Annotated in this window: 16 protein-coding genes; 9 read left to right on the forward strand and 7 right to left on the reverse strand. The window is 71.7% G+C overall.

Annotation, left to right across the window (positions count from 1 at the left end):
- Positions 1-4: 4 nt before the first annotated feature.
- From DQE82_RS18735 to DQE82_RS18750, 4 genes are read left to right on the forward strand one after another with little or no spacing between them, the layout of a single operon-like run.
- A complete protein-coding gene (locus DQE82_RS18735) occupies positions 5-577 on the forward strand; it encodes an NTP transferase domain-containing protein (protein WP_233514711.1) in 573 nt (190 codons plus the stop codon).
- The gene (locus DQE82_RS18740; RefSeq protein WP_113973337.1) at positions 574-1,443 is read left to right on the forward strand and encodes a MoxR family ATPase; all 870 of its coding nucleotides are present in this window, start codon (positions 574-576) and stop codon (positions 1,441-1,443) included. Before DQE82_RS18735 ends, DQE82_RS18740 begins: the two co-directional genes overlap by 4 nt.
- Positions 1,440-2,231, forward strand: a complete 792-nt coding sequence (locus tag DQE82_RS18745) for an SRPBCC family protein (protein WP_113973338.1) — start codon at positions 1,440-1,442, stop codon at positions 2,229-2,231. Before DQE82_RS18740 ends, DQE82_RS18745 begins: the two co-directional genes overlap by 4 nt.
- Positions 2,213-3,463, forward strand: a complete 1,251-nt coding sequence (locus DQE82_RS18750; protein WP_233514712.1) for a VWA domain-containing protein — start codon at positions 2,213-2,215, stop codon at positions 3,461-3,463. Before DQE82_RS18745 ends, DQE82_RS18750 begins: the two co-directional genes overlap by 19 nt.
- Here the strand turns inward: DQE82_RS18750 and DQE82_RS18755 are convergent.
- Both DQE82_RS18755 and DQE82_RS18760 read right to left on the reverse strand, forming a co-directional pair.
- The gene (locus DQE82_RS18755; RefSeq protein ID WP_064447319.1) at positions 3,388-4,344 is read right to left on the reverse strand and encodes a LysR family transcriptional regulator; all 957 of its coding nucleotides are present in this window, start codon (positions 4,342-4,344) and stop codon (positions 3,388-3,390) included. The genes DQE82_RS18750 and DQE82_RS18755 overlap by 76 nt on opposite strands.
- Before the next feature lie 141 nt (positions 4,345-4,485).
- A complete protein-coding gene (locus DQE82_RS18760) occupies positions 4,486-5,442 on the reverse strand; it encodes a YafY family protein (protein ID WP_113973339.1) in 957 nt (318 codons plus the stop codon).
- 58 nt (positions 5,443-5,500) lie between these two features.
- On the opposite strand from DQE82_RS18760, the gene DQE82_RS18765 reads away from it, so the two are divergent.
- The gene (locus DQE82_RS18765) at positions 5,501-6,244 is read left to right on the forward strand and encodes an alpha/beta fold hydrolase (protein WP_113973340.1); all 744 of its coding nucleotides are present in this window, start codon (positions 5,501-5,503) and stop codon (positions 6,242-6,244) included.
- Between the two features lie 74 nt (positions 6,245-6,318).
- Here the strand turns inward: DQE82_RS18765 and ygiD are convergent, their stop codons facing one another.
- Both ygiD and DQE82_RS18775 read right to left on the reverse strand, forming a co-directional pair.
- On the reverse strand, positions 6,319-7,164 hold the full coding sequence (gene ygiD, locus DQE82_RS18770) for a 4,5-DOPA dioxygenase extradiol (RefSeq protein ID WP_113973341.1): 846 nt from the start codon (positions 7,162-7,164) through the stop codon (positions 6,319-6,321).
- Positions 7,165-7,293: 129 nt separating this feature from the next.
- Positions 7,294-8,517: an MFS transporter gene (locus DQE82_RS18775; protein WP_069087914.1), complete on the reverse strand. Its 1,224-nt coding sequence runs from the start codon at positions 8,515-8,517 to the stop codon at positions 7,294-7,296.
- A 165-nt stretch (positions 8,518-8,682) separates the two neighbouring features.
- Between DQE82_RS18775 and DQE82_RS18780 the strand changes: the two genes are divergently transcribed.
- The 4 genes from DQE82_RS18780 (at position 8,683) to DQE82_RS18795 (ending at position 15,768) form a co-directional block, all read left to right on the forward strand.
- Complete coding sequence (locus DQE82_RS18780) at positions 8,683-11,958, forward strand: BTAD domain-containing putative transcriptional regulator (RefSeq protein ID WP_233514713.1); 3,276 nt, start codon at positions 8,683-8,685, stop codon at positions 11,956-11,958.
- A 48-nt stretch (positions 11,959-12,006) separates the two neighbouring features.
- Positions 12,007-12,648 carry an NAD(P)H:quinone oxidoreductase gene (gene wrbA / locus DQE82_RS18785; RefSeq protein ID WP_104114746.1) on the forward strand — a complete coding sequence of 214 codons (642 nt, stop codon included), beginning with the start codon at positions 12,007-12,009 and terminating at the stop codon, positions 12,646-12,648.
- A gap of 291 nt (positions 12,649-12,939) precedes the next feature.
- Positions 12,940-14,001, forward strand: coding sequence for an SMP-30/gluconolactonase/LRE family protein (locus DQE82_RS18790; protein WP_113973431.1), 1,062 nt, complete (start codon positions 12,940-12,942; stop codon positions 13,999-14,001).
- 27 nt (positions 14,002-14,028) lie between these two features.
- On the forward strand, positions 14,029-15,768 hold the full coding sequence (locus DQE82_RS18795) for a PQQ-dependent sugar dehydrogenase (RefSeq protein ID WP_113973343.1): 1,740 nt from the start codon (positions 14,029-14,031) through the stop codon (positions 15,766-15,768).
- A 121-nt stretch (positions 15,769-15,889) separates the two neighbouring features.
- Here the strand turns inward: DQE82_RS18795 and DQE82_RS18800 are convergent, their stop codons facing one another.
- The 3 genes from DQE82_RS18800 to DQE82_RS18810 all read right to left on the reverse strand — a co-directional run bounded on the left by DQE82_RS18800 (position 15,890) and on the right by DQE82_RS18810 (position 18,846).
- Complete coding sequence (locus tag DQE82_RS18800) at positions 15,890-16,105, reverse strand: hypothetical protein (protein ID WP_064447312.1); 216 nt, start codon at positions 16,103-16,105, stop codon at positions 15,890-15,892.
- Between the two features lie 162 nt (positions 16,106-16,267).
- Entirely contained in the window at positions 16,268-18,001 is a 1,734-nt protein-coding gene (locus DQE82_RS18805) for a hypothetical protein (protein WP_113973344.1), read from the reverse strand.
- 368 nt (positions 18,002-18,369) lie between these two features.
- Positions 18,370-18,846 (reverse strand): DUF6326 family protein, encoded by a 477-nt coding sequence (locus DQE82_RS18810; RefSeq protein WP_113973345.1) that lies wholly within the window; start codon positions 18,844-18,846, stop codon positions 18,370-18,372.
- Between the last annotated feature and the right edge of the window lie 185 nt (positions 18,847-19,031).

The raw sequence follows: 19,031 nt of genomic DNA on the forward strand, positions 1-19,031 counted from the left end.
GTTCGTGACCGGCCTGGTTCTGGCCGCCGGGGCCTCGGTACGCCTCGGCGAGGCCAAACAACTGCTGCCGTACCGCGGGCGGACGCTGCTCGACGCCACCCTCGACCTGGCCCGTTCGTGCGCCTTCGACCAGTTGCTGGTGACCCTCGGCGGCGCCGCCGACCTGATCCGCGAACGGGTGGACCTGACCGGGGTCCAGGTCGTCGAGAACGCCGAGTTCAGCACTGGTTGCGGATCGTCGGTCCGCGCCGCGACGCAGGCGGTGGACCCGCGCGCCGACGGGCTCGTGCTCCTGCTCGGCGACCAACCAGGCGTACGGGCCGCCGACGTATGCCGGGTCGCGGCGGCGACCACCCCGCTCGCGGTGTGCCGGTACGCCGACGGTCTGGGGCACCCGTTCTGGTTCGCCCGCGACGTCCTGCCGGAGCTGCGTGTCCTGCACGGCGACAAGGCGGTGTGGAAGCTGCTGCACTCCGGCCGCCACCCGGTCACGGAGATACCTGTGGACGGGCCGGTGCCGATCGACGTGGACACCCGCGCGGACTACCGGCGGCTGCTCTCGGGCGAGGCGCGGTGAAGGACCCCCTGGCCGTGCGGCGCCGGCTCGACGCCGTCGACTACCTGGCCGACGACGGCATGGCGATGGCCGTCTTCCTCGCGCTGGAGCTGGGCAAGCCGCTGCTGCTCGAGGGTGAGCCCGGCGTCGGCAAGACCGCGGCGGCCAAGGCGCTGGCGCGGGCGCTGGACACGACACTGATCCGGCTGCAGTGCTACGAGGGCCTGACGCCCGGCGAGGCGCTGTACGAATGGAACTACCAGCGGCAGTTGCTCGCCATCCGGCTGGCCGAGGCCCGGCACGCCTCGCTCACCGACGCCGACCTGTTCGCCGCGGAGTTCCTGCAGGAACGGCCGATCCTGCGGGCGGTACGCCACCCGGGGCCGGTCCCGCCGGTGCTGCTGATCGACGAGATCGACCGGGCCGACGACGAGTTCGAGGCGCTGCTGTTCGAGTTCCTCGGCGAGTCCGGGATCACCATCCCCGAGCTGGGCACGTTCACCGCGACCACGCCGCCGGTCGTGGTGCTCACCTCCAACCGCAGCCGCGACCTGCACGACGCGCTGCGCCGCCGCTGCCTGTACCACTGGATCGACTTTCCGCAGATGGACCGGGCCACCGAGATCGTCCGGCGGGCCGTGCCGGGCGCCACCGAAGGGCTGATCCGCACGGCGACCGCCTTCGTCGGCGACGTACGTGCCCTCGGCCTGGACAAGGCGCCCGGCATGGCCGAGGCCATCGACTGGGTCGCCGCGCTGTCAGTGCTCGGCGCCGCCGACCTCTCCGCCGCCGACGTCGTCCGGACCATCGGCACCATCGCCAAGACCCCCGACGACCGCGCCGCCGTCGCCGCCGCGCTCGGCGCACACCAGGAGAGGCCGGCATGAAGATCACCAACGAGTTCACCGTCGACATTCCGATCGCGCAGGCGTGGGCGATCCTCACCGACCTGGAGGGCGTCGCGCCGTGCCTGCCGGGCGCCCAGTTGACCGGCGTCGACGGCGACGTCCACCAGGGCACGGTGAAGGTCAAGGTCGGCCCGGTCGTCTCCGAGTTCGCCGGCACCGCACGTTTCGTCGAGAAGGACGAGGAGCGGTACCGGGGGGTGATCGAGGCGAAGGGCCGCGACCGGCGGTCCGCGGCGAACGCGTCCGCCCTGGTCACCGCCCACCTGCGGCCGGACGGTCAGCGCACAGTCGTCAACGTGGACACCGATCTGAAGATCTCGGGGCGGCTGGCCCAGTTCGGCAGCGGCATGATCAAGGAGGTGTCCGGCAAGCTGCTCGCCCAGTTCGTCGCCAACCTCGAAGCGAGGCTGGCGGCAGAGGAGACCGGCGACCCGCACGCGGCCACCGCGCCTGACGCGTCCGAGCCCGCGCCGGCCGTCGCCGCCACGCCCGACCGCGCCACGTCCGCCGCGACCGGGCCCGACGCCTCCACGGCCCTGCCCCGTACCCTCGCGGCCGACGCGGACGCCACCCCGTCCGGGACCACCGTGGCCGGCACCCCCGTGGCCGTCTCGGCGCCCACCGGTCGACCGGATGCCGACGCCGAACCGGAGACGCTGGACCTGCTCGACATCGCCGGTGGGGCCGTCGTCAAGCGCCTCGTGCCGGTGCTCGTCGGGATCGTCGTCGTCGGTGGGATGATCGCCTGGTGGGTCGCCCGCCGGTGAGCGGCGGTCTGCTGCGCGGCGTCGACCGCGCGGCGTTCGCGACGGCGTTCGCCGACCGGTTGCAGCGGGCCGGCGTACCCGCCGGGCTCACCGAGGCCGGTGATTTCGTCCGGGCGCTCGGCGTGTGGACGCCCGGTGAGACGACCGCGCTCTACTGGGCCGCCCGGATCAGCTTCGTGCGGCGGCACGCCGACCTCGCCGCCTTCGACCGCGTCTTCGCCGCTGTCTTCGCCGACGCGCCGCCGCTGCCGCTCACCCGGTCCGCGGCCCCGCCGGCCGCTCGTGACGACGTGCACCTGCCGTTGCCCGCCGACACCGACGCCACCGGCGACGGTGGTGGGCTGCCGTGGGCGACGTTGCCGGCGCCCGTCGCCGAGGCGGAGCCCTCCGACGCCGGGGTGCGGCTGCCCGAGCGACGGCCCAGCGCCCTCGCCGGGCTCGCCGACCGGCCGTTCGAGGACCTCGACGCCGCCCAGCTCGCGCTGCTCGGCGACGCCCTGCGCGAGGCCGTCGCCCGCTGGCCGTCCCGGCGCACCAGGCGGCACGCCGTCGGTCCGGCCGGGCGGCGCGTCGCGCTGCGTCCGACGATCGCCCGGGCCCGTCGCACCGCGTGGGAGCCCGTCGAGGTCGTCCGCGAGCGACAGGTACGCCGACCGCGCCGGGTGGTGCTGCTGTGCGACCTCAGCGAGTCGATGCGGGCCCAGGCCCACGCGTACCTGCACCTGCTGCGGGCCTTCGCGGTGAGCACCGACGCGGAGGTGTTCGCCTTCGCCACGACGCTCACCCGGCTCACCGTCGCGCTGCGGCACACGTCGGCGTCCGCGGCGATCGCGCACGCCGGCGCCGCCGTGACCGACCGGTTCGGGGGTACGCGCATCGCGACGAACCTGCGGGCACTGCTCGCGTCCCCGCACGGCGACGCGGTTCGCGGGGCGGTGGTGCTGATCGGCTCGGACGGCTGGGACAGCGACCCCTCGGACGAACTCGCCGCCGTGATGGCACGGCTGAGCCGCCGCGCCCACCGGATCGTCTGGCTGAACCCACGGGCCGGCGCCCCCGGCTTCGCTCCCCTGGTGGCGGGCATGGCCGCGGCCCTGCCCTACTGTGACCGGCTGCTGCCGGCCGCGACGTTCCGGGACCTGCTGGACGCCGCCGGTCAGCTCCAGAGCGTCACGTGCACCGAGGGCCGGAAGCGGTTCACCGCGACGCCCACGCCGCGCATCATCGCCTGAATCGCCCGGGGCGTCGACGCGAAGCGGCACAGTTCCGCTGCCACGGACGGTGTGCCGGGTGTGACGAGCACCAGCGAATGCCACACCGCCTCGGCCTTGGCGTGCGGCCCGGACAACGCCACGAGTTGGCCGCTGCGGAGATCCGGCGCGACGGTGAACGACAGCGCGGGCGCGATCCCCCGGCCGCGCTGCGCCTCACCCAGCGCCGCCGCGTGGCTCTGGAAGATCTGCTGCCGCTCCTCGGGTACGCCGAGCCGGCGCAGCATCGCCGGGACAGCGCCCACGGTGTCGGTGGCCGAAGGGCCGAGCAGCCAGGTCTGGTCACGCAGCTGCCCCGGCGAGGCCGGCACACCGGCCAGCGGATGGTCCGGGCCGAGGACAGTCACCAGCCGGTAGTTCATCATCGGCCGGCCGGAGATCGCCGGATCAGCCACCGGCGGCAGCGGCCCCATCGCGACGTCCGCGGCCCGGGTCAGCAGCAGCGACTCGAAGGAGCCGGGGTCGCAGACGCTCAGCTCGATGTCGAGGTCGGCGGCGCGTCTGGCGAACAGCTCGATCAGTCTCGGCGCGGCGAACTCGGCGAACTCGCTGGAGGCGGCGACCCGCAGCATCCGGCGGCCGTGTGCCGCCGAACTGACCTCCAGGACCGTACGGTCCTGCAGGCCCAGCATCTCGGCCGCGCGGCTGGCGAGCCGCAGCCCGCCGGGGGTGAAGGCCAGCCCCGCCGCCGTCCGGGTGAACAACTGGTCTCCGAACTCCCGCCGGAGCTGGCCGATGAGCAGCGAGACCGCCGACTCGGAGACCTCCAGTTGCGCGGCGGCCTGCTTGACGGATCCCAGCCGGACGACAGCGACGTAGGCCCGTAGCTGCGTCGGAGTCATCGGCGTCGACCCGCCCTTCTGCTGCGCCGTGGACTGCTGCGGGCAGCCCGCGGTGTACCCCGATCATTCCCCGCCGATTGCCTCGCCGCCAGGGACAGCGCGCCCGAAGCGATCCGGCCGGTACGCGGGGTGAGTGCCCGATCAGGCGTCGGTGTCGGTGAGCAGCCGGGCGGCCAGGGAGCGTATCTCGTCCTTGAGTTCGTCCGGGCGCTCGATCGTGAACGACCAGCCGAGCCCGGCGAGCATCTGTGCCGCGCCGTCGAGCCGTTCCGCTCGGGCGGTGAGGCGCACTCCGCCGGGAACCTCGGTGAGCGTGCCGACCGAGGGCGGGATCCGTCGCTGCGCCTGCTCCGGGCTGGTGTGCAGCACCACGGAGATGTCGTGTGCGTACGGCACTGCTGCCAGCCCGGTGAGTACTTGCGTGGTGGGATCGAAGCCGGCCGGGATGTCGAACCTGCCCGGGGTGGGGCGGGCGGTCCCGATGCGGTCGAGCCGGAACGTCCGTACGGCCCGGCGGTTGTGGTCGTGGCCGGTGACGTACCACCGGCCGGCGTGGAAGACCAGCCCGTACGGGTCGAGTCGGCGCTCGCCGGCCTCGCCACGCCAGGTGGTGTAGGTGATGTTCACCGGTTGCTGATGCCGGGCCGCTTCCGCGAGCACCAGCAGCACCTCGATGCCGGGCGGGGCGGACTTCCGGACCCGTGCGGTGAAGTCCACGGTCTCCAGCAGCGAATCGATCCGCCGGGCGAGAACCGCCGGCAACACCCGGCGGATCTTCGCGGTCGCGCTCTCGGCGGCCGCGCCTTCGGCGGTGACCAGCCCGGCCCGGCGGGCGGCGACGAGCCCGAGCATGACGGCGACCGCCTCCTCGTCGGTGAGCATGAGTGGCGGCAGCTTGTATCCGGGCGCGAGCCGGTATCCGCCGTAGCGGCCGCGCCGGGCCTCGACCGGGATGCCCAGGTCGGCGAGGTGCGCGGCGTAGCGGCGGACCGTGCGCTCGTCGACGCCCAGCCGACCGGCCAGTTCGGCGACGGTGAAGCCGCCGCCGGCCTGGAGGATCTCCAGCAACGCCAGTACGCGCGCGGTCGGCCGGGTCACGAATCCCCACTTCCAATCCGGGCGGAACCTGTCCGGTATTGATCGTAGCGTGTCAGGCATGACGACCTTCGTACTGGTTCCCGGGTTCTGGCTCGGCGCATGGGCCTGGCGCCCGGTCACCGCCGCCCTGCGCGGGCACGGCCACGAGGTGTACCCGCTGAGCCTGACCGGTCTGGGCGAGCGCGCCCACCTGGCCCGCCCGGACACCGACCTCGACGTCCACGTCACCGACGTGGTCAACCTGCTGCGCTACGAGGACCTGCACGACGTGGTGCTCGTCGGGCACAGCTACGCCGGCGCGGTCGTGACGACCGCCGTTGCCGACCGCATGACCGACCGCATCGCCCAACTGGTCTTCGTCGACACCGGCCCGCTGCCCGACGGGGCGGCGAACGAGGACTTCAGCCCGCCCCCGGAGCGTGACCGCAACGCGGCGATGGTGGCCGAACACGGCGACGGCTGGCGGCTGCCACCCCCGCCGTGGGCCGGGCTGGCGGCGAGCGCAGCAGACGTGGATGAGTCGGTCGTCGCGTTGCTCGATGAGCGGTCGGTGGCCCAGCCGTGGGCGACTGCCATCACCCCGGTGCGGCTCACCGGCGCGTGGGAGAAGCTGCCCCGCCTCGGCGTGCTGTCGAGCTTCACCGCCGAGCAGGCACGCGAGATGGCCGCCACCGTGCCGCTGTGCCGGCACATGGCCGGCGATTCGTGGCGGTACGAGGAACTGCCGACATGGCACTGGCCGATGCTCAGCCGACCGGCCGAGCTGGCCCGGATCCTGCACGAAGCCAGGCCGACGGTGTAGCCCGCGGTGCCCGGGCGACCGCGCCCCAGGTCACCCGGGCACAAACATGGGGAACCATCGAACACAGCCGGTGCTCAGATGTTGGAGCCGTCCGGCGGCAGCCCGGACGGTGGCTGCGGGGATCCGCCCCGGCCGGCAGCCGGTGGACAGGACATGCCCAGGGTGTAGGCCGTCATGGACAACGAGCCGTAGGCGTAGCCGTCGACGAGGACCTCGGTGTCGGGGGTGTCCATGGCGGCGGCCAGACCGGCGAGATACAACGCCGGGATGAAGTGATCCGGTGTCGGTACCGCACGGCGGAAGTCCCCGTGGGCGTCGAGGGTCGCGTACTCGCCCGGATCGGTCAACATCCGGGCCTTGGCGTCCTCGTCGAAGCGTCGCGCCCAGTCGAAGCCGTCGTCGGTCAGCGTCCAGTCCATGCCGCGCAGGTTGTGCACGACGTTGCCGCTCGCCACGATCAGCACGCCGCGCCGACGCAGTGGAGCGAGCCGGGCGCCGAGTTGAAGGTGGTAGTCCATCGGCTTGTCGGCGTTGATGCTGAGCTGGACGACGGGAATCGTCGCGTCCGGAAAGGCGTGCATCAGCACCGACCAGGTGCCATGGTCGATGCCCCAGCTGTCGACGTCCGCCCCGACCCAGGTCGGATGGACGACGTCACTGACCTCCTCAGCCAGCTCGGGCAGCCCCGGCGCCGGGTACTGCACCTCGAACAGCTCCTGCGGAAACCCGTAGAAGTCGTGGATGGTCCTCGGCCGGGGCATCGCGGTGACGGCCGTGGCGTTGATGTACCAATGGGCGCTGACCACCAGGATCGCGCGGGGACGCGGCACCGCGGCGCCGAAGGCTCTCCACGCGGAGGTATACCGGTTGACCTCGAGGGCGTTCATCGGGTTGCCGTGGCCCAGGAACGCCGCGGGCATCAACACATCCAGGGCCGGATGTACGTCTGAAGGCACGTGGACTTCCCTCCGTGGAGGACCGGATCGTACGGCGCGGCCTGCCGGACCTGAAAGTCACGATAGTGCCGACCGCGACGTGACGTGGGCTGATCAGGCGGTCGGATGGGAGAGCGCCACGGCGATGGCTGGTCCGATCGCGACGCTGAGCAGGTAGGCGAGGTTGAACAGGCCCAGTGCTTCGGCCCGGTGGGAGCCGGATACGACGCCGGCCGCGTGCAGGGCGAGTACGCCTTGGCCGGTCGCGGCGGCCAAGGAGCCGAGCGTCATCGCCGCAAGCAGCAGCGGTACAGCGGTGGTGACCGTCGCCAGCAGCAGCGCGGCGGCGCCGGTGAGGAGCAACACGGCGACCGCGACGCGGCGTGGCACTCGCACGGATGCCGCGACCAGGAACCCGGAGCAGATGCCGCCGATCAGGTACGGCGCCAGCAGCACGAGCCCGCTCTGGGTGCCTGCCCATCCCGCGTGCTGTCGCAGCAGGTCCGGCGCGGCGTAGAGCAGGGCGAAGTTCCCCGCTCCCAGCGCGAAGGCCAGCGCGCACGCCGCGAGGAACCGGCCGTTCCGTGCCACCGCAGCAGGCAGGAAGCCGTCCGGGCGGACCTTGGTCCAGGCCACCAGCAGAGGCAGCAGCACGACGGTGGCCGGGCCGGCCACCAGCGGCCGGTGCGGAATGAGGACGGCTGCGGTGACCAGCATGGCCAGGATGGTCATCCCGAAGAAGTCGAACGGCGCCGGCGCCGCGTCCGGTGCGGTGGTGCCGCGGCGAGTCGCGGGCACGGCGAGCACCGCCAGCAGCGGCAACGCCAGCGCCGCCTGCCACGAGGAGAGGTCGGCGATCAGTGCGCCGGTCAGCGGACCGGTGGCCCCGACGACCGCCAGCGACGCGGCGACCACGCCCATCTGCCGGGCCGAGTCGGCCAGTTTCATCGCGGTCACGGTGAGGCCGGCAGACCCCAGTCCCTGCACCGCCGCACCGGCCACCATCGCCGACACGCTCGGGATCAGCACGAGGATGAGCGTCCCCGCTGCCACCAGCGCGGACGCGACGGTCAGGGCCGCTCGTACGCCGCGACGGGCGAGCAGCGCCGCCAACAGCGGCGTCCCCAACGCGATCCCCCAGCCGAAGGCGGTCACACCGGCGGCCGCGGCCTGTTCCCCACCACCCGTCGCGCGCGCCAGGTCGTCGAGCAGCAGTGCCGGTGCGGCAATCCCGAACGACAGCGGACCGGCCAGCAGGGCGAGCCAGGGTGTGGCCACCCGCCCCGGTGCGAGTTGCCTGTCGCGGTGAGCGGCTCGGCGCCGCTGTAGCTGATCCATGTCGTTCCTCCGGTGTCGGCTCGGTTCAGCCTTCCCGGGACTCCTTACCGTCGGCTGATGGCCGGCTGACGTACGCGTCGGTGACCCCGCGTCGCTTCCCGCCCAGCAGACCGACGGCCGGCGGACCTTCGCGGGGCGGGACAGCCGGCTGGCTAGTGTGAAGCGATGAGGTTCGGAGTGCTGGGCGACGTTGCGGTGTGGACGTCGGACGGCACACCTGTCGCCGTGCCCGGCCTCAAAGTGCGTGGTCTGCTGGCTGACCTGCTGGTTCACGAGGGGCGCCCGGTGACCGCCGACCGGCTGATCGAGGATCTCTGGGGTGACGAGGCGCCGGGCAACGCGCTCGGGGCGCTCCAGACCAAGGTGTCGCAGTTGCGGCGTGCCCTGGAGGCGGGCGAGGCGGGTGGCCGTGCGCTGGTCGAGTCCGGTGAGGCCGGCTACCGGCTGCGGACGTCGTCGGAATCGGTCGACGCCGGTCGCTTCGCCGCTCTGTTGCTACGTTCGGGCGCGCAGCGGGAGCCCGCTGTGCGGGCGGCGACGCTGACCGACGCTCTGTCGCTGTGGCGCGGTTCCCCGTACGCCGACTTCAGTGACGAGCGATTCGTCCGCCAGGCGGTCGATCGGCTCAACGACCAGCGCCTGACCGCGCTGGAGGAACTGGCCGAGGCCCGGCTCGATCTTGGCCAGCACCACCTGCTCGCCGGGGAACTGACCGACCTGGTCGCAGGCCACCCGTGGCGTGAGCGACTACGGGCCGCGCACCTGCGCGCCCTGTACGGCTCGGGACGGCAGCATGAGGCGCTGTTCGCCTACGAGCAGTTCCGTCGGCAGGCGCGCGACGAACTCGGTGTCGATCCCGGCAGAGAGTTGGTCGAGCTGCACGCGGCGATCCTGCGCCAGGATCCCGCCCTCCAGCCGCCGGCACCGGCGTCGGCTCCGGCCCGAACCAACCTGCCGGCGCCTCTGTCGCCGGGTCCGTACGGCGGACTGATCGGGCGCGACGCGGCTGTCGAGGCGGTACGGGAGCGGCTGACGAACGAGCGGCTGGTGACCCTGACCGGTCTGGGTGGGGTGGGAAAGAGCAGGTTGGCGATCGAGGCCGCTCGGGTGCTGGGTGACACGTTCCCCGCTGGAGTGTGGCTCGTCGAGCTGGCCGGCCGGCCGTACAGCGGCGACCACGCGACCTGCACCGAGATTGTCGACATGGTGGCGGCGACGCTCGAGATCCGAGACGACAGTCCGCCCGGCCTGCCCGGTGATCGACCACCCCGCGAGCCGATGGACCGGCTGGTCGCCGCGCTGCGAGGTCGGCGGATGCTGTTGCTGCTCGACAACTGCGAACACGTGGTGGCGTCAGTCGCTCAACTGACCGAGAAACTTCTCGGCGCCGCGGCCGACCTGCGCATCCTGGCGACGAGCCGCGAACCGCTCGGGATCCCCGGCGAAGTCGTCATTCCGGTGCCGCCGCTGGCCCTGCCGGAGCCCGGAGCCGGCGCGCGGCAGATCGCCGAGGCTCCGGCGGTTCGGCTCTTCGTAGCCCGCGCCCGCGCCACCGAGCCGGGGTTCACCGTCGATCAGCGGGACACGGACGCGGTCGCCGTCATCTGCCGGCGTCTCGACGGCGTACCGCTGGCGCTGGAACTGGCCGCGTCCCGTCTGGCCGTTCTCGATCCGGACGAGCTGGCGGCACGGCTCGACGATCGCTTCCGGCTGCTGTCATCCGGCCGGCGCACCGCGCCCCCGCGTCAGCAGGGACTTCGCGCCGTGATCGACTGGAGTTGGGAGTTGCTGGCGCCTCCCGAACGCGCGGTGCTGCGCCGGCTCGCGGTCTTCGCCGACGGCGCCACCCTGGCCGCCGCCGAGCAGGTGTGCGCTGGCGGCCAGGTGGCAGCGGACGAGGTCCTCGATGTGCTGGCACGCCTGATCGACCGGTCGCTGGTCATGGTGCGGCACGGTGAGAGTCCGCGACGCTTTCGGCTGCCGGAGACGGTGGCTGCCTACGGTCTGGAACAGCTCGACAGCGCCGCCGAGCTGCCCGCAACTCGTCGCCGTTACGTCACGTGTTTCGCCCGTCTCGCCGAGCAGGCCGCCGGGCGGCTACGTGGTCACGATCAGAGCCGCGCGCTACGCGAGCTGGACGCCGAGAACGCGAACTTCCGGGCGGCGCTCGACGTCGCCGCCACTGACGGTCAGGCCCGCGTGGGCCTGGCGCTCGCCACCTCGTTGTCCTGGTACCGGCTGCTCCGGGGTCGGTTCGGAGAGGTGAGCCGGTCACTGCGAACGGCGCTGGACATCGTCCCGAGGAGCGAGGTCGACGTCGCACCGGACGGCCTGCGGCGGCATGCGGAGATGTGGCTGACCGCTCTCGCCACCCGGGACGGCGATCCGACCGCTCCCCGGCAGCGGATCCTGGAGAGCTACCAGGACCACGAGGGGCCGGAGAAGGCGTTCGCGCAGTGGTTGTTCGCTTCCATGATGCTCGGCTCCGGAGATCCGGGCGCGGCGGCCGTCCTGGTCGACGCGGCGCTGGCGGCGTTCCGCGCCGGCGGGGACCGGTGGGGCATCGCTGCCGCCTGCGCCATCCGAGCGGACCTCGCGCTCGTACTCCGCAGCGACCTGCCCGCGGCGCAGCGTGACTGCGAGACCAGCCGGGCGCTGTTCGAGCAACTGGGCGACCGCTGGGGCCAAGTACATCCGACGAGCCTGTTGGGAACCCTGGCCGAGATCCACGGCGACTACGATCGCGCCGCCACGCGCTACCGGGAGGCGTTGCGCATCGCCGAACACCTGCGGCTGTGGACGTCGGTGTCCCGGCAGCTGGCATGCATCGGCCGGCTCGCCATTCTGAGAGGCGACCTCGACGAGGCCGTCGTCAGTCACGACCGCGCGCTACAGGTGGCCCAGGAACAGTCGAGCTCCTCCGCCGTCGCCTTCGCCGGCACGGGCCTGGCAATGATCGCGCGACGGCGGGGCGACCTCGACGCCGCCGAGACCCGGCAGCGGGACCTGCTCGACTGGAACCGCCGTGCCGGCTTCCTGCCGGGCTGCGCGCTCGCGCTGGCCGAGTTGGGGTTCATCGCCGAGCACCGCGGTGATGCTGTCCTCGCCGAGCGCCACCACCGTGAGTCGCTCGACGCGGCGCGCGCCACCGGTGATCAACGGGCGGTCGCCCTGGCTCTCGAGGGCCTCGCCGGGGCCATCAGCCTCGGCGGTGACAGTCGGCCCGCCGCGCGGCTGCTCGCCGCGGCACGGACGCTGCGCGAGGCCGCCGGCGCGCCGCAGCCTCCCAGCGAGCAACACGACGTCCAGCGCATCACCGCCCGCCTCCGGGAGGCGCTCGGCAGCGACGAACTCGCTGCCGAGATGAGCCGCGGCGCACAGCTCGACCTCGACGAACAGCCGTTCAGCGGCGTCGGTAAGGGGGTGGTCAGCGAACGGTAAGCCTGCTCGGCACGATTGACCGAGTACCGAGCCGACCCAGGAGGCAGCATGCATACCGATGCCAGGATCGCCGTCATCTACTACTCCGCCACCGGCACCGTGCACCGGCTCGCGCAGGCATTTGTCGACGGAGCCGCGGACGCCGGCGCGGAGGTCCGCCTGCGCCGGGTGGCAGAGTTGGCGCCGGAGCACGTCATTGATGCCAAGCCGCAGTGGCGAGCCCACCTCGACGCCACTGGCGACATTCCGGTCGCCACCCTGGACGACCTCCGGTGGGCCAACGGGTACGCCTTCGGCACGCCGACCCGTTTCGGGAACATCTGCTCTCAGCTGCGCCAGTTTCTCGACACCACGACCGGCCCATGGCAGGCGGAGGAACTGGCCGACAAGCCGGCGACCGGTTTCACCGCCAGCTACGAGGAACACGGCGGCCAGGAGGCGACTCTGCTCAGCCTCTACCAGACCTTCCACCACTGGGGGTCGATCATCCTGCCTACGGGCTACCTGAACTACGACACCGCTCACGTCGCCGGCGGAAACCCGTACGGCGTCAGCCAGGTGGAGAGCCGCGCCAGCCGGGATCCCGAGTACGCCAGAGCTGTCCTCGAGACGGCCTGCTTCCAGGGCGCACGCCTGACCCGGATGGCAGCCGCTCTCGCCGCCGCCCGCGCGGGCAGCAAGCTCGGGTAGGAGCCCGGCGGCGGGAGCAGTACGACACCGGGACGGAATCGTGAGTAGACGCGCGGGTCATGTCGAACATCGGCAGAAGGTGTACGGGGTGTCCGCGCTCAACCCGGTCACGTCATCGGCCGCCTTTCGGGGCATGCGCCGAAGGCGATCGTGGGGAACTGATGCGGGGCGCCGCTTCCTCGCCTAAGCTGCATCCAATACATCGATACTAATCGATAGCAGGTGTCGGCGGCCGGGGCCGGTCCAGGCAGCCACGGGCCTCGCATTCACCGACCCCGATTGGAGTACCCGATGACCTGGCGTCCAACCATCGCCGCACTCACCGGCCTGTGCCTCGCGCTCACCACCGCACCAGGCCCCGCCGGCGCCGCGCCCCCGGCACCTCGGCGCGCCGCTCATGTGAACGTTCACACCTACCCGCTCGCCGGGCCGCCCGGCGCGCCCCCCGGGGTCTGCCCGGGCGGCACCGGGTACGGCCCGCCGCTGCCGGCCGGCTCCGTGTCCGCGACGAAGATCCAGGGCGGGTTCTCGTTCCTCGAAGGACCGGTCTGGATCGCCGACGGCGGCTACCTGCTGATGTCCGACATGGCCGCGGGCACCGGGCCGTACAACGTGCAGCCCTCCACGATCCGCCGATTCACCCCGCCTTCGACCTTCGACACCTTCATCGCCGACTCCGGCAGCAACGGCCTGGCACTCAGCCCCGACGCCCAGCAGATCATCGCCGCCACCCACGACCAGCGGAACGTCTCCGCGTACCGGCTGAGCGACCGGACCCGCAGCACCGTCGCCGCCGACTACCAGGGCCGGGCGTTCAACTCACCGAACGACGTCACGGTCCGCTCCGACGGCGTCGTCTACTTCACCGACCCCAACTTCCAGCGCGGCAACCGACCCGACCAGATGAGCGGACGTACCAGTGTCTTCCGCGTCTCCGGCGGCCAGGTCTCGCTGGTGGACGACCGGCTGCGGCAACCCAACGGCATCGCGCTCTCCCCGGACGGCGGCACCCTCTACGTGGGTGCCTACTCCGAGGACAAGATCTACAAGTACGTCGTCCAGCCCGACGGCAGCACCGGCGCCCGCAGCGTCTTCGTCAACTACCTCGGCGGTCCCGACGGCGTCACCGTCGACTGCGCCGGCAACGTGTACTGGGCCTCCGGCTCGGACGGGCTGATCCACGTCTACTCGCCCTCAGGCGCGCAGCTCGGCACGATCCGCTCCGGCGGCGCCGGCACCACGAACGTGGCGTTCGGCGGACCCGACCGGCAGACCCTCTACATCACCTCCGGCCGGACGAACGACTCCGGCCTGTACAGCATTCGGCTCAACGTCCCCGGCTACCCGTACTGACCAAGAACCCCGGGAAGGAAAGCACCCGTGCGGACCAATCCTCACCAGCTCCGACACCGCGTACCGCTCGCCCTGCTGATCTGCGCCGGCACCGTCCTGACCGGCGTACCCGCAAACGCCGCGGCGGCCGCGCCGGCGGCCGGCAGCCGGCCGGCGGCCCGGCTCGCCGCCGACACCAGCCCGCCCACCCGGCCGACCGGCCTGCGCAGCAGCCGGCTGACCTGTCAGTCCGTCACGCTTTCCTGGTACGCGTCCCGGGACAACGTCGGCGTCGCCTTCTACGACATCTACCACGACGGCCAGCTCGTCACCTCGGTCTCGGGACGGACGCTGACCGCCACGCTCAGCGTCGTGCAGGGTGTCACCTGGGGCTGGTACGTCAACGCCCGCGACGCCGCCGGCAACGTCTCGCAGGCCAGCTCCACGCTCTCGGTCACCCCGCCGTTCTGCCAGCAGGACACGACTCCGCCCAGCACGCCGACCAACCTGGCCGCGACGGTGAACGGCACAGCCGTGACCCTCACCTGGTCGGCCTCCACCGACAACGTCGCGGTCACCGGCTACACGATCCTGCGCAACGGTACGGCCGTCGGCTCCACCACCGGCACCGGCGGCAACCCACCGGCGACCACGTTCACCGACACCGGGCTGACGCCCGACACCGACTACCGGTACACGGTGACCGCCCGCGACGCCCAGGGCAATGTCTCGGGGACGAGCGCCGCGGTCACCGCGCACACCGGCTCGGGCTGCACGAACCCGGTGTGCGGCGCCACGGTGGTCACCACCGAGAAGGACCTGCCCTGGGGCCTTGTGCAACTGCCCGACGGCACGGTCCTCTACGGCCGGCGCGACCTGTTCGACATCGTCGCCATGAACCCGGACGGCACCGACAAGCGCAGCATCGGCACCGTGCCGAACGTGGCCGGCACCAGCGGCGAGGGCGGCGTGCTCGGGCTGGCCGTCTCGGCCACCTTCACCACCGACCGCTGGCTGTACATCTACCACACCACCACGACCGACAACCGGATCGTGCGCATCCGCTACGACGACACGCTGCAGACCGGCACCAGGCAGGTGCTCGTCACCGGGATCCCGCGCAACAAGTACCACAACGGCGGCCGGCTGCGCTTCGGCCCAGACGGCAAGCTCTACGCCGCCACCGGCGACGGACAGAACCCCGACGTGGCCCAGGACACCAACAATCTCGGCGGCAAGGTGCTGCGGCTCAACCCCGACGGCACGGTGCCGGCGGACAACCCCTTCGGCAACCACGTGTGGAGCTACGGCCACCGCAACCCGCAGGGCCTTGCCTTCGACTCCCAGGGCCGGCTCTTCGAGCAGGAGTTCGGCAACAACGTCATGGACGAGACCAACATCATCGTCAAGGGCGGCAACTACGGCTGGCCCGCCTGCGAAGGCACCTCCGGCGACTGCGCCAACCCGAGCTTCAGGGCCCCGATCCGGACGTACCCGGTGGCCGAGGCCTCGTGCAGCGGCATCGCGATCGTCCGGGACGTGCTCTACATCGCCTGCCTGCGTGGCAACCGGATGTACCGTGCGGAGATCAGCGGCGACACGCTCACCAACGTCCAGCAGTACTTCGTCGGGACGTACTTCCGGCTGCGCACCGTCGAACCGACCCTCGACGGCAACCTGTGGCTGACCACGAGCACCGGCGGGGACAAGGACAGCACCCCGAACAACAGCAACGAGAAGATCCTCAAGGTGACCCTCGGCGGGGCGGCGTCCGGCCCCACGAGCTGAGGGCGAGCCGGGAATCCGGCACCGCCGGCCCCGGAGGGTGCCCGCGTCGCGCGGGCACCCTCCGAGCGGTCCGGGCCAGTACTGCAGCGGACCGCCGCCGGAGTGTCGACGAGGTGGCAAGTCAGGTGACGCCGACGTTCAGGTAGAAGTGGCCGAGCTTGAGCGACAGAGAGGCGCCTCCGAAGTGGTGAATGACCAGGGCCAACAGGATGACGATCAAGATGCAGACGACGAGCCAGATCAGGGACCACACGAACCTCGGGATCCCGTAGCGACCGACGCGAGCCATTAGGCTCGCCCCCTCGGCGGTGGCGCTGCAGCAGGTGCCGCCACGCATGGCCTTGTCGGCTGTCGATAACTGCGCCCGACGCTAGCGGACGTCTCCATACCCCCTCCTTCATCGAGGTGTCCGCGAAACTTCCCTACCGAGGCTCGCGCCAAACTGGGACGGAGCTTGGCGTCCCACGCGTGGGCGAGGTCTCACGCCGAACGGGCGGCGCTACGCCTGAGGGGTCCAAGTCTGATACGGCCAGGTGCCGGCGGCACGGGCCCGATCCACCAGCTCGGGCGCCCGGGTGGTGACCTCGATGGCGAGCTGTCCTGCGTATCCGGCCATCGCTCCCGGGTACGTCCGTAAGGCAACCAGCAGCCGCCCAGCTGCGCTGAGACGTTCGACGGCGATTCGCCAGTCCTGACGGTCGACGGCGAGCGCGGCGGTGAGCAGCAGTGTGTTCGCGTACTCCCAGGCTGCGCGCTGGTCCAGCACGGCCAGCTCATGACGGATCGCGTAGGCATGTTCGGCCAGGGGCGCCGCCGTCGCTGTCTGCCGGCGTTCGAGCAGCGCGGAGGCGAGATTGTGCAGGGCCGTGCCGAGGATCCGGCGCAGCCGTGGATAGGCCGCCTCCGCGTCCGCGCAGCGGTCGATGACCTCCGACAGCAGCATGATCTGGTCTTCGTGACGTCCGGTGGCTTCCGCGACGACGGCGGCGTCGACCATGTGGGTGACCGCGTCGGCCAACGCCTCCCGCTCGGTGGTGGTCCCGCGTAGCAGGCCCTCGTGCCGCCGGACGGCAACGACCACGGACAGCCAGGCAAGGTCCCAGGCGTCGTCGCAGTGGCCGATCCGGTGCCGGAGCATCGCCCGCTGGTAGAGGGCCGCGGACCAGAGGCGCCGGACGTCCCGCCGGGCCGGCTCCGACGTCGCCCCGTCGTACAGGCTCAACTCGTCGGCGAGCTCGGCGAGGACGCGGTCGGCCTCGATGATCTGATCCGCGTCGGCCAGAGAGATACCTTGATCGAGCCGGGCGGCACAATCGGCGATCACCGACGGGTCAGCGGGCGGGCGGTTGCCGGGTGCACGGCCGGTCACCCGCGACTCCGCCGCCAGCCGAGCCGCGAACCCGCCGGCGGTAACGCCGGATGGTGCGGGCTGGGCCAGCAGATCCAGGTAGGAGCGGCGGACCCGCCATGCGCCCGAGTCGGGCACCACCAGGTTTTCCGGCGCGGCTTGTTGCAGCTGCGCCAGCGACGCCTCGGTCCGTTCTAGTCGCTTCTGCGCTCCGGAACCCTGGAACATCTGTTCCAGTGAGTACTGTTCAGTCAGCGCCACCCGCATCAGGTCCGGCCGCCCCAGACTGCTGGCGACCCGCGCGAAGATTCCAAGGGCGTCCGCCAGGTCGATCACGGCGGCCGCTTCGCCGGTGTCGCGGGCGAGCCCACGCTGCAGGTCGACCATCTCGGCGGCCAACGGTCCCAGGACGGATGGGTCCGTCTCGAGTCTCAGGGTGACCAGCCCAGTCAGTGCCGCGGTCCGAGCGCGGCGGGCGTCGAGGCCGTCGGCGGGCCGGGGCGCGACCAACCGCCACACCCGTTCGACGACATCGCGCCCGCGATCGACGAGCCCGATGCCGGCCAGGATCTGGCCCGCCTGCACGGTGCGGACCACGGCGTCGGCATGCCAGTCCGGATCGGAGAGCAGATCGCCGGCGAGCGCGATGACCTCCTCGGCCTGTTCCCGCAGATCAGTGACGTCACCGCCATCGGCGAGCCGTTCCTGAGAGAGGTTCAGAGTGGCGCGGCCGAGAGCATGCAGCAGACGCCCGGGATCGCCCAGACCACGGGCAGCGGCAACCGCCCGCTCAACGGCCGCCCGGGTGTCCGGGCCGAGACCGGCCCGCGCGGTGATCTCGTCGGCGGCGCTGAGCAGGCGATCGACCTCGGCAGGTTCGCTCATCACACCTCCAGTGCTGGACGACGAGTTGCCGTGACCAGCTGTTGTGCCCGCACTGAGCACCGCGAGCAGCAGTCGACCGATCATGAAACCCGAGGCACCGCCCGCCCCGGCGAGGTACACCCGTGCATCGGCGGCGAGCCAGCACGTCGCGATCCGCTCTCATCCGCCAGTGACGTGACACGCCGTGAGGGCATGTCGCACTTCTACCAGGAGCCAGAGGAAAGAAGAAGAAGATCGATACGGTCTCGCGGATGCCATGAAGTTCTGCGAAGACGCAGATATAACGACATTCGACGCAATCGGCTGCTCGCGGTCGCTGCTGCCGGAGCAGCTGCAACCGACCCCGCCGACGGGGCCTGCCTCGAGCGTCACGCCGGGGCCTGGGCGAGGTCGCGGCCGGCGGTGGCTCGAACGGCCCGGGGCCAGGTCCATGCGGTGCGCAGGATGAAGGCCAGGAGCAGCAGTTCGAGCCCGATGGAGAAGCCGTAGAAGTAGAGGTAGGTCCAGGATTCGCCGTCCGCGTTGTACACCGTGACGGGGATGTAGAGCGTTGCCACGACGAGGTTGGTGGCGCGGTTGACACGGGCGGGGAGCGTCGTGGAGAGCAGGATCATGAGGATCGGGACGGCCATGAGTGTGAGCGCGAGGGCGACGAAGGTCGGGCCCGTGTCGAACCCGTGCACGGCGCCGGCCAGGATGTCGTCGATGAAGCCGGGCTTGTACAGGGCGAGGTAGTCGACGTAAATGTAGAGGAACATGAAGCTGGCCCAGGCCGCGGCGAGCTTCGCCTGGACCGGGAGGTGCGCTTCCTGGAGCGCACCGGCCCGTCTGTCGGTTCTGGTCATCACGTCTCCTGTCTGCTGGCGTCAGCCGGGTCGGCTCACTCGATGTCTCCACACTGACCAGCGTCGGCGGGCGTCACATCCGCTTGCGGGCTCGGGCTGTCCTGGCCCCGGGCGCGGGAAACTCGCCGTACTTTCGGCTGATCCGCCCGAGGGGCGGCCCCCTTACGTTCTCGGAAAAGGGGGAA

The sequence above is a fragment of the Micromonospora sp. LHW51205 genome (assembly GCF_003315815.1).
GTDB lineage: Bacteria > Actinomycetota > Actinomycetes > Mycobacteriales > Micromonosporaceae > Micromonospora > Micromonospora chalcea.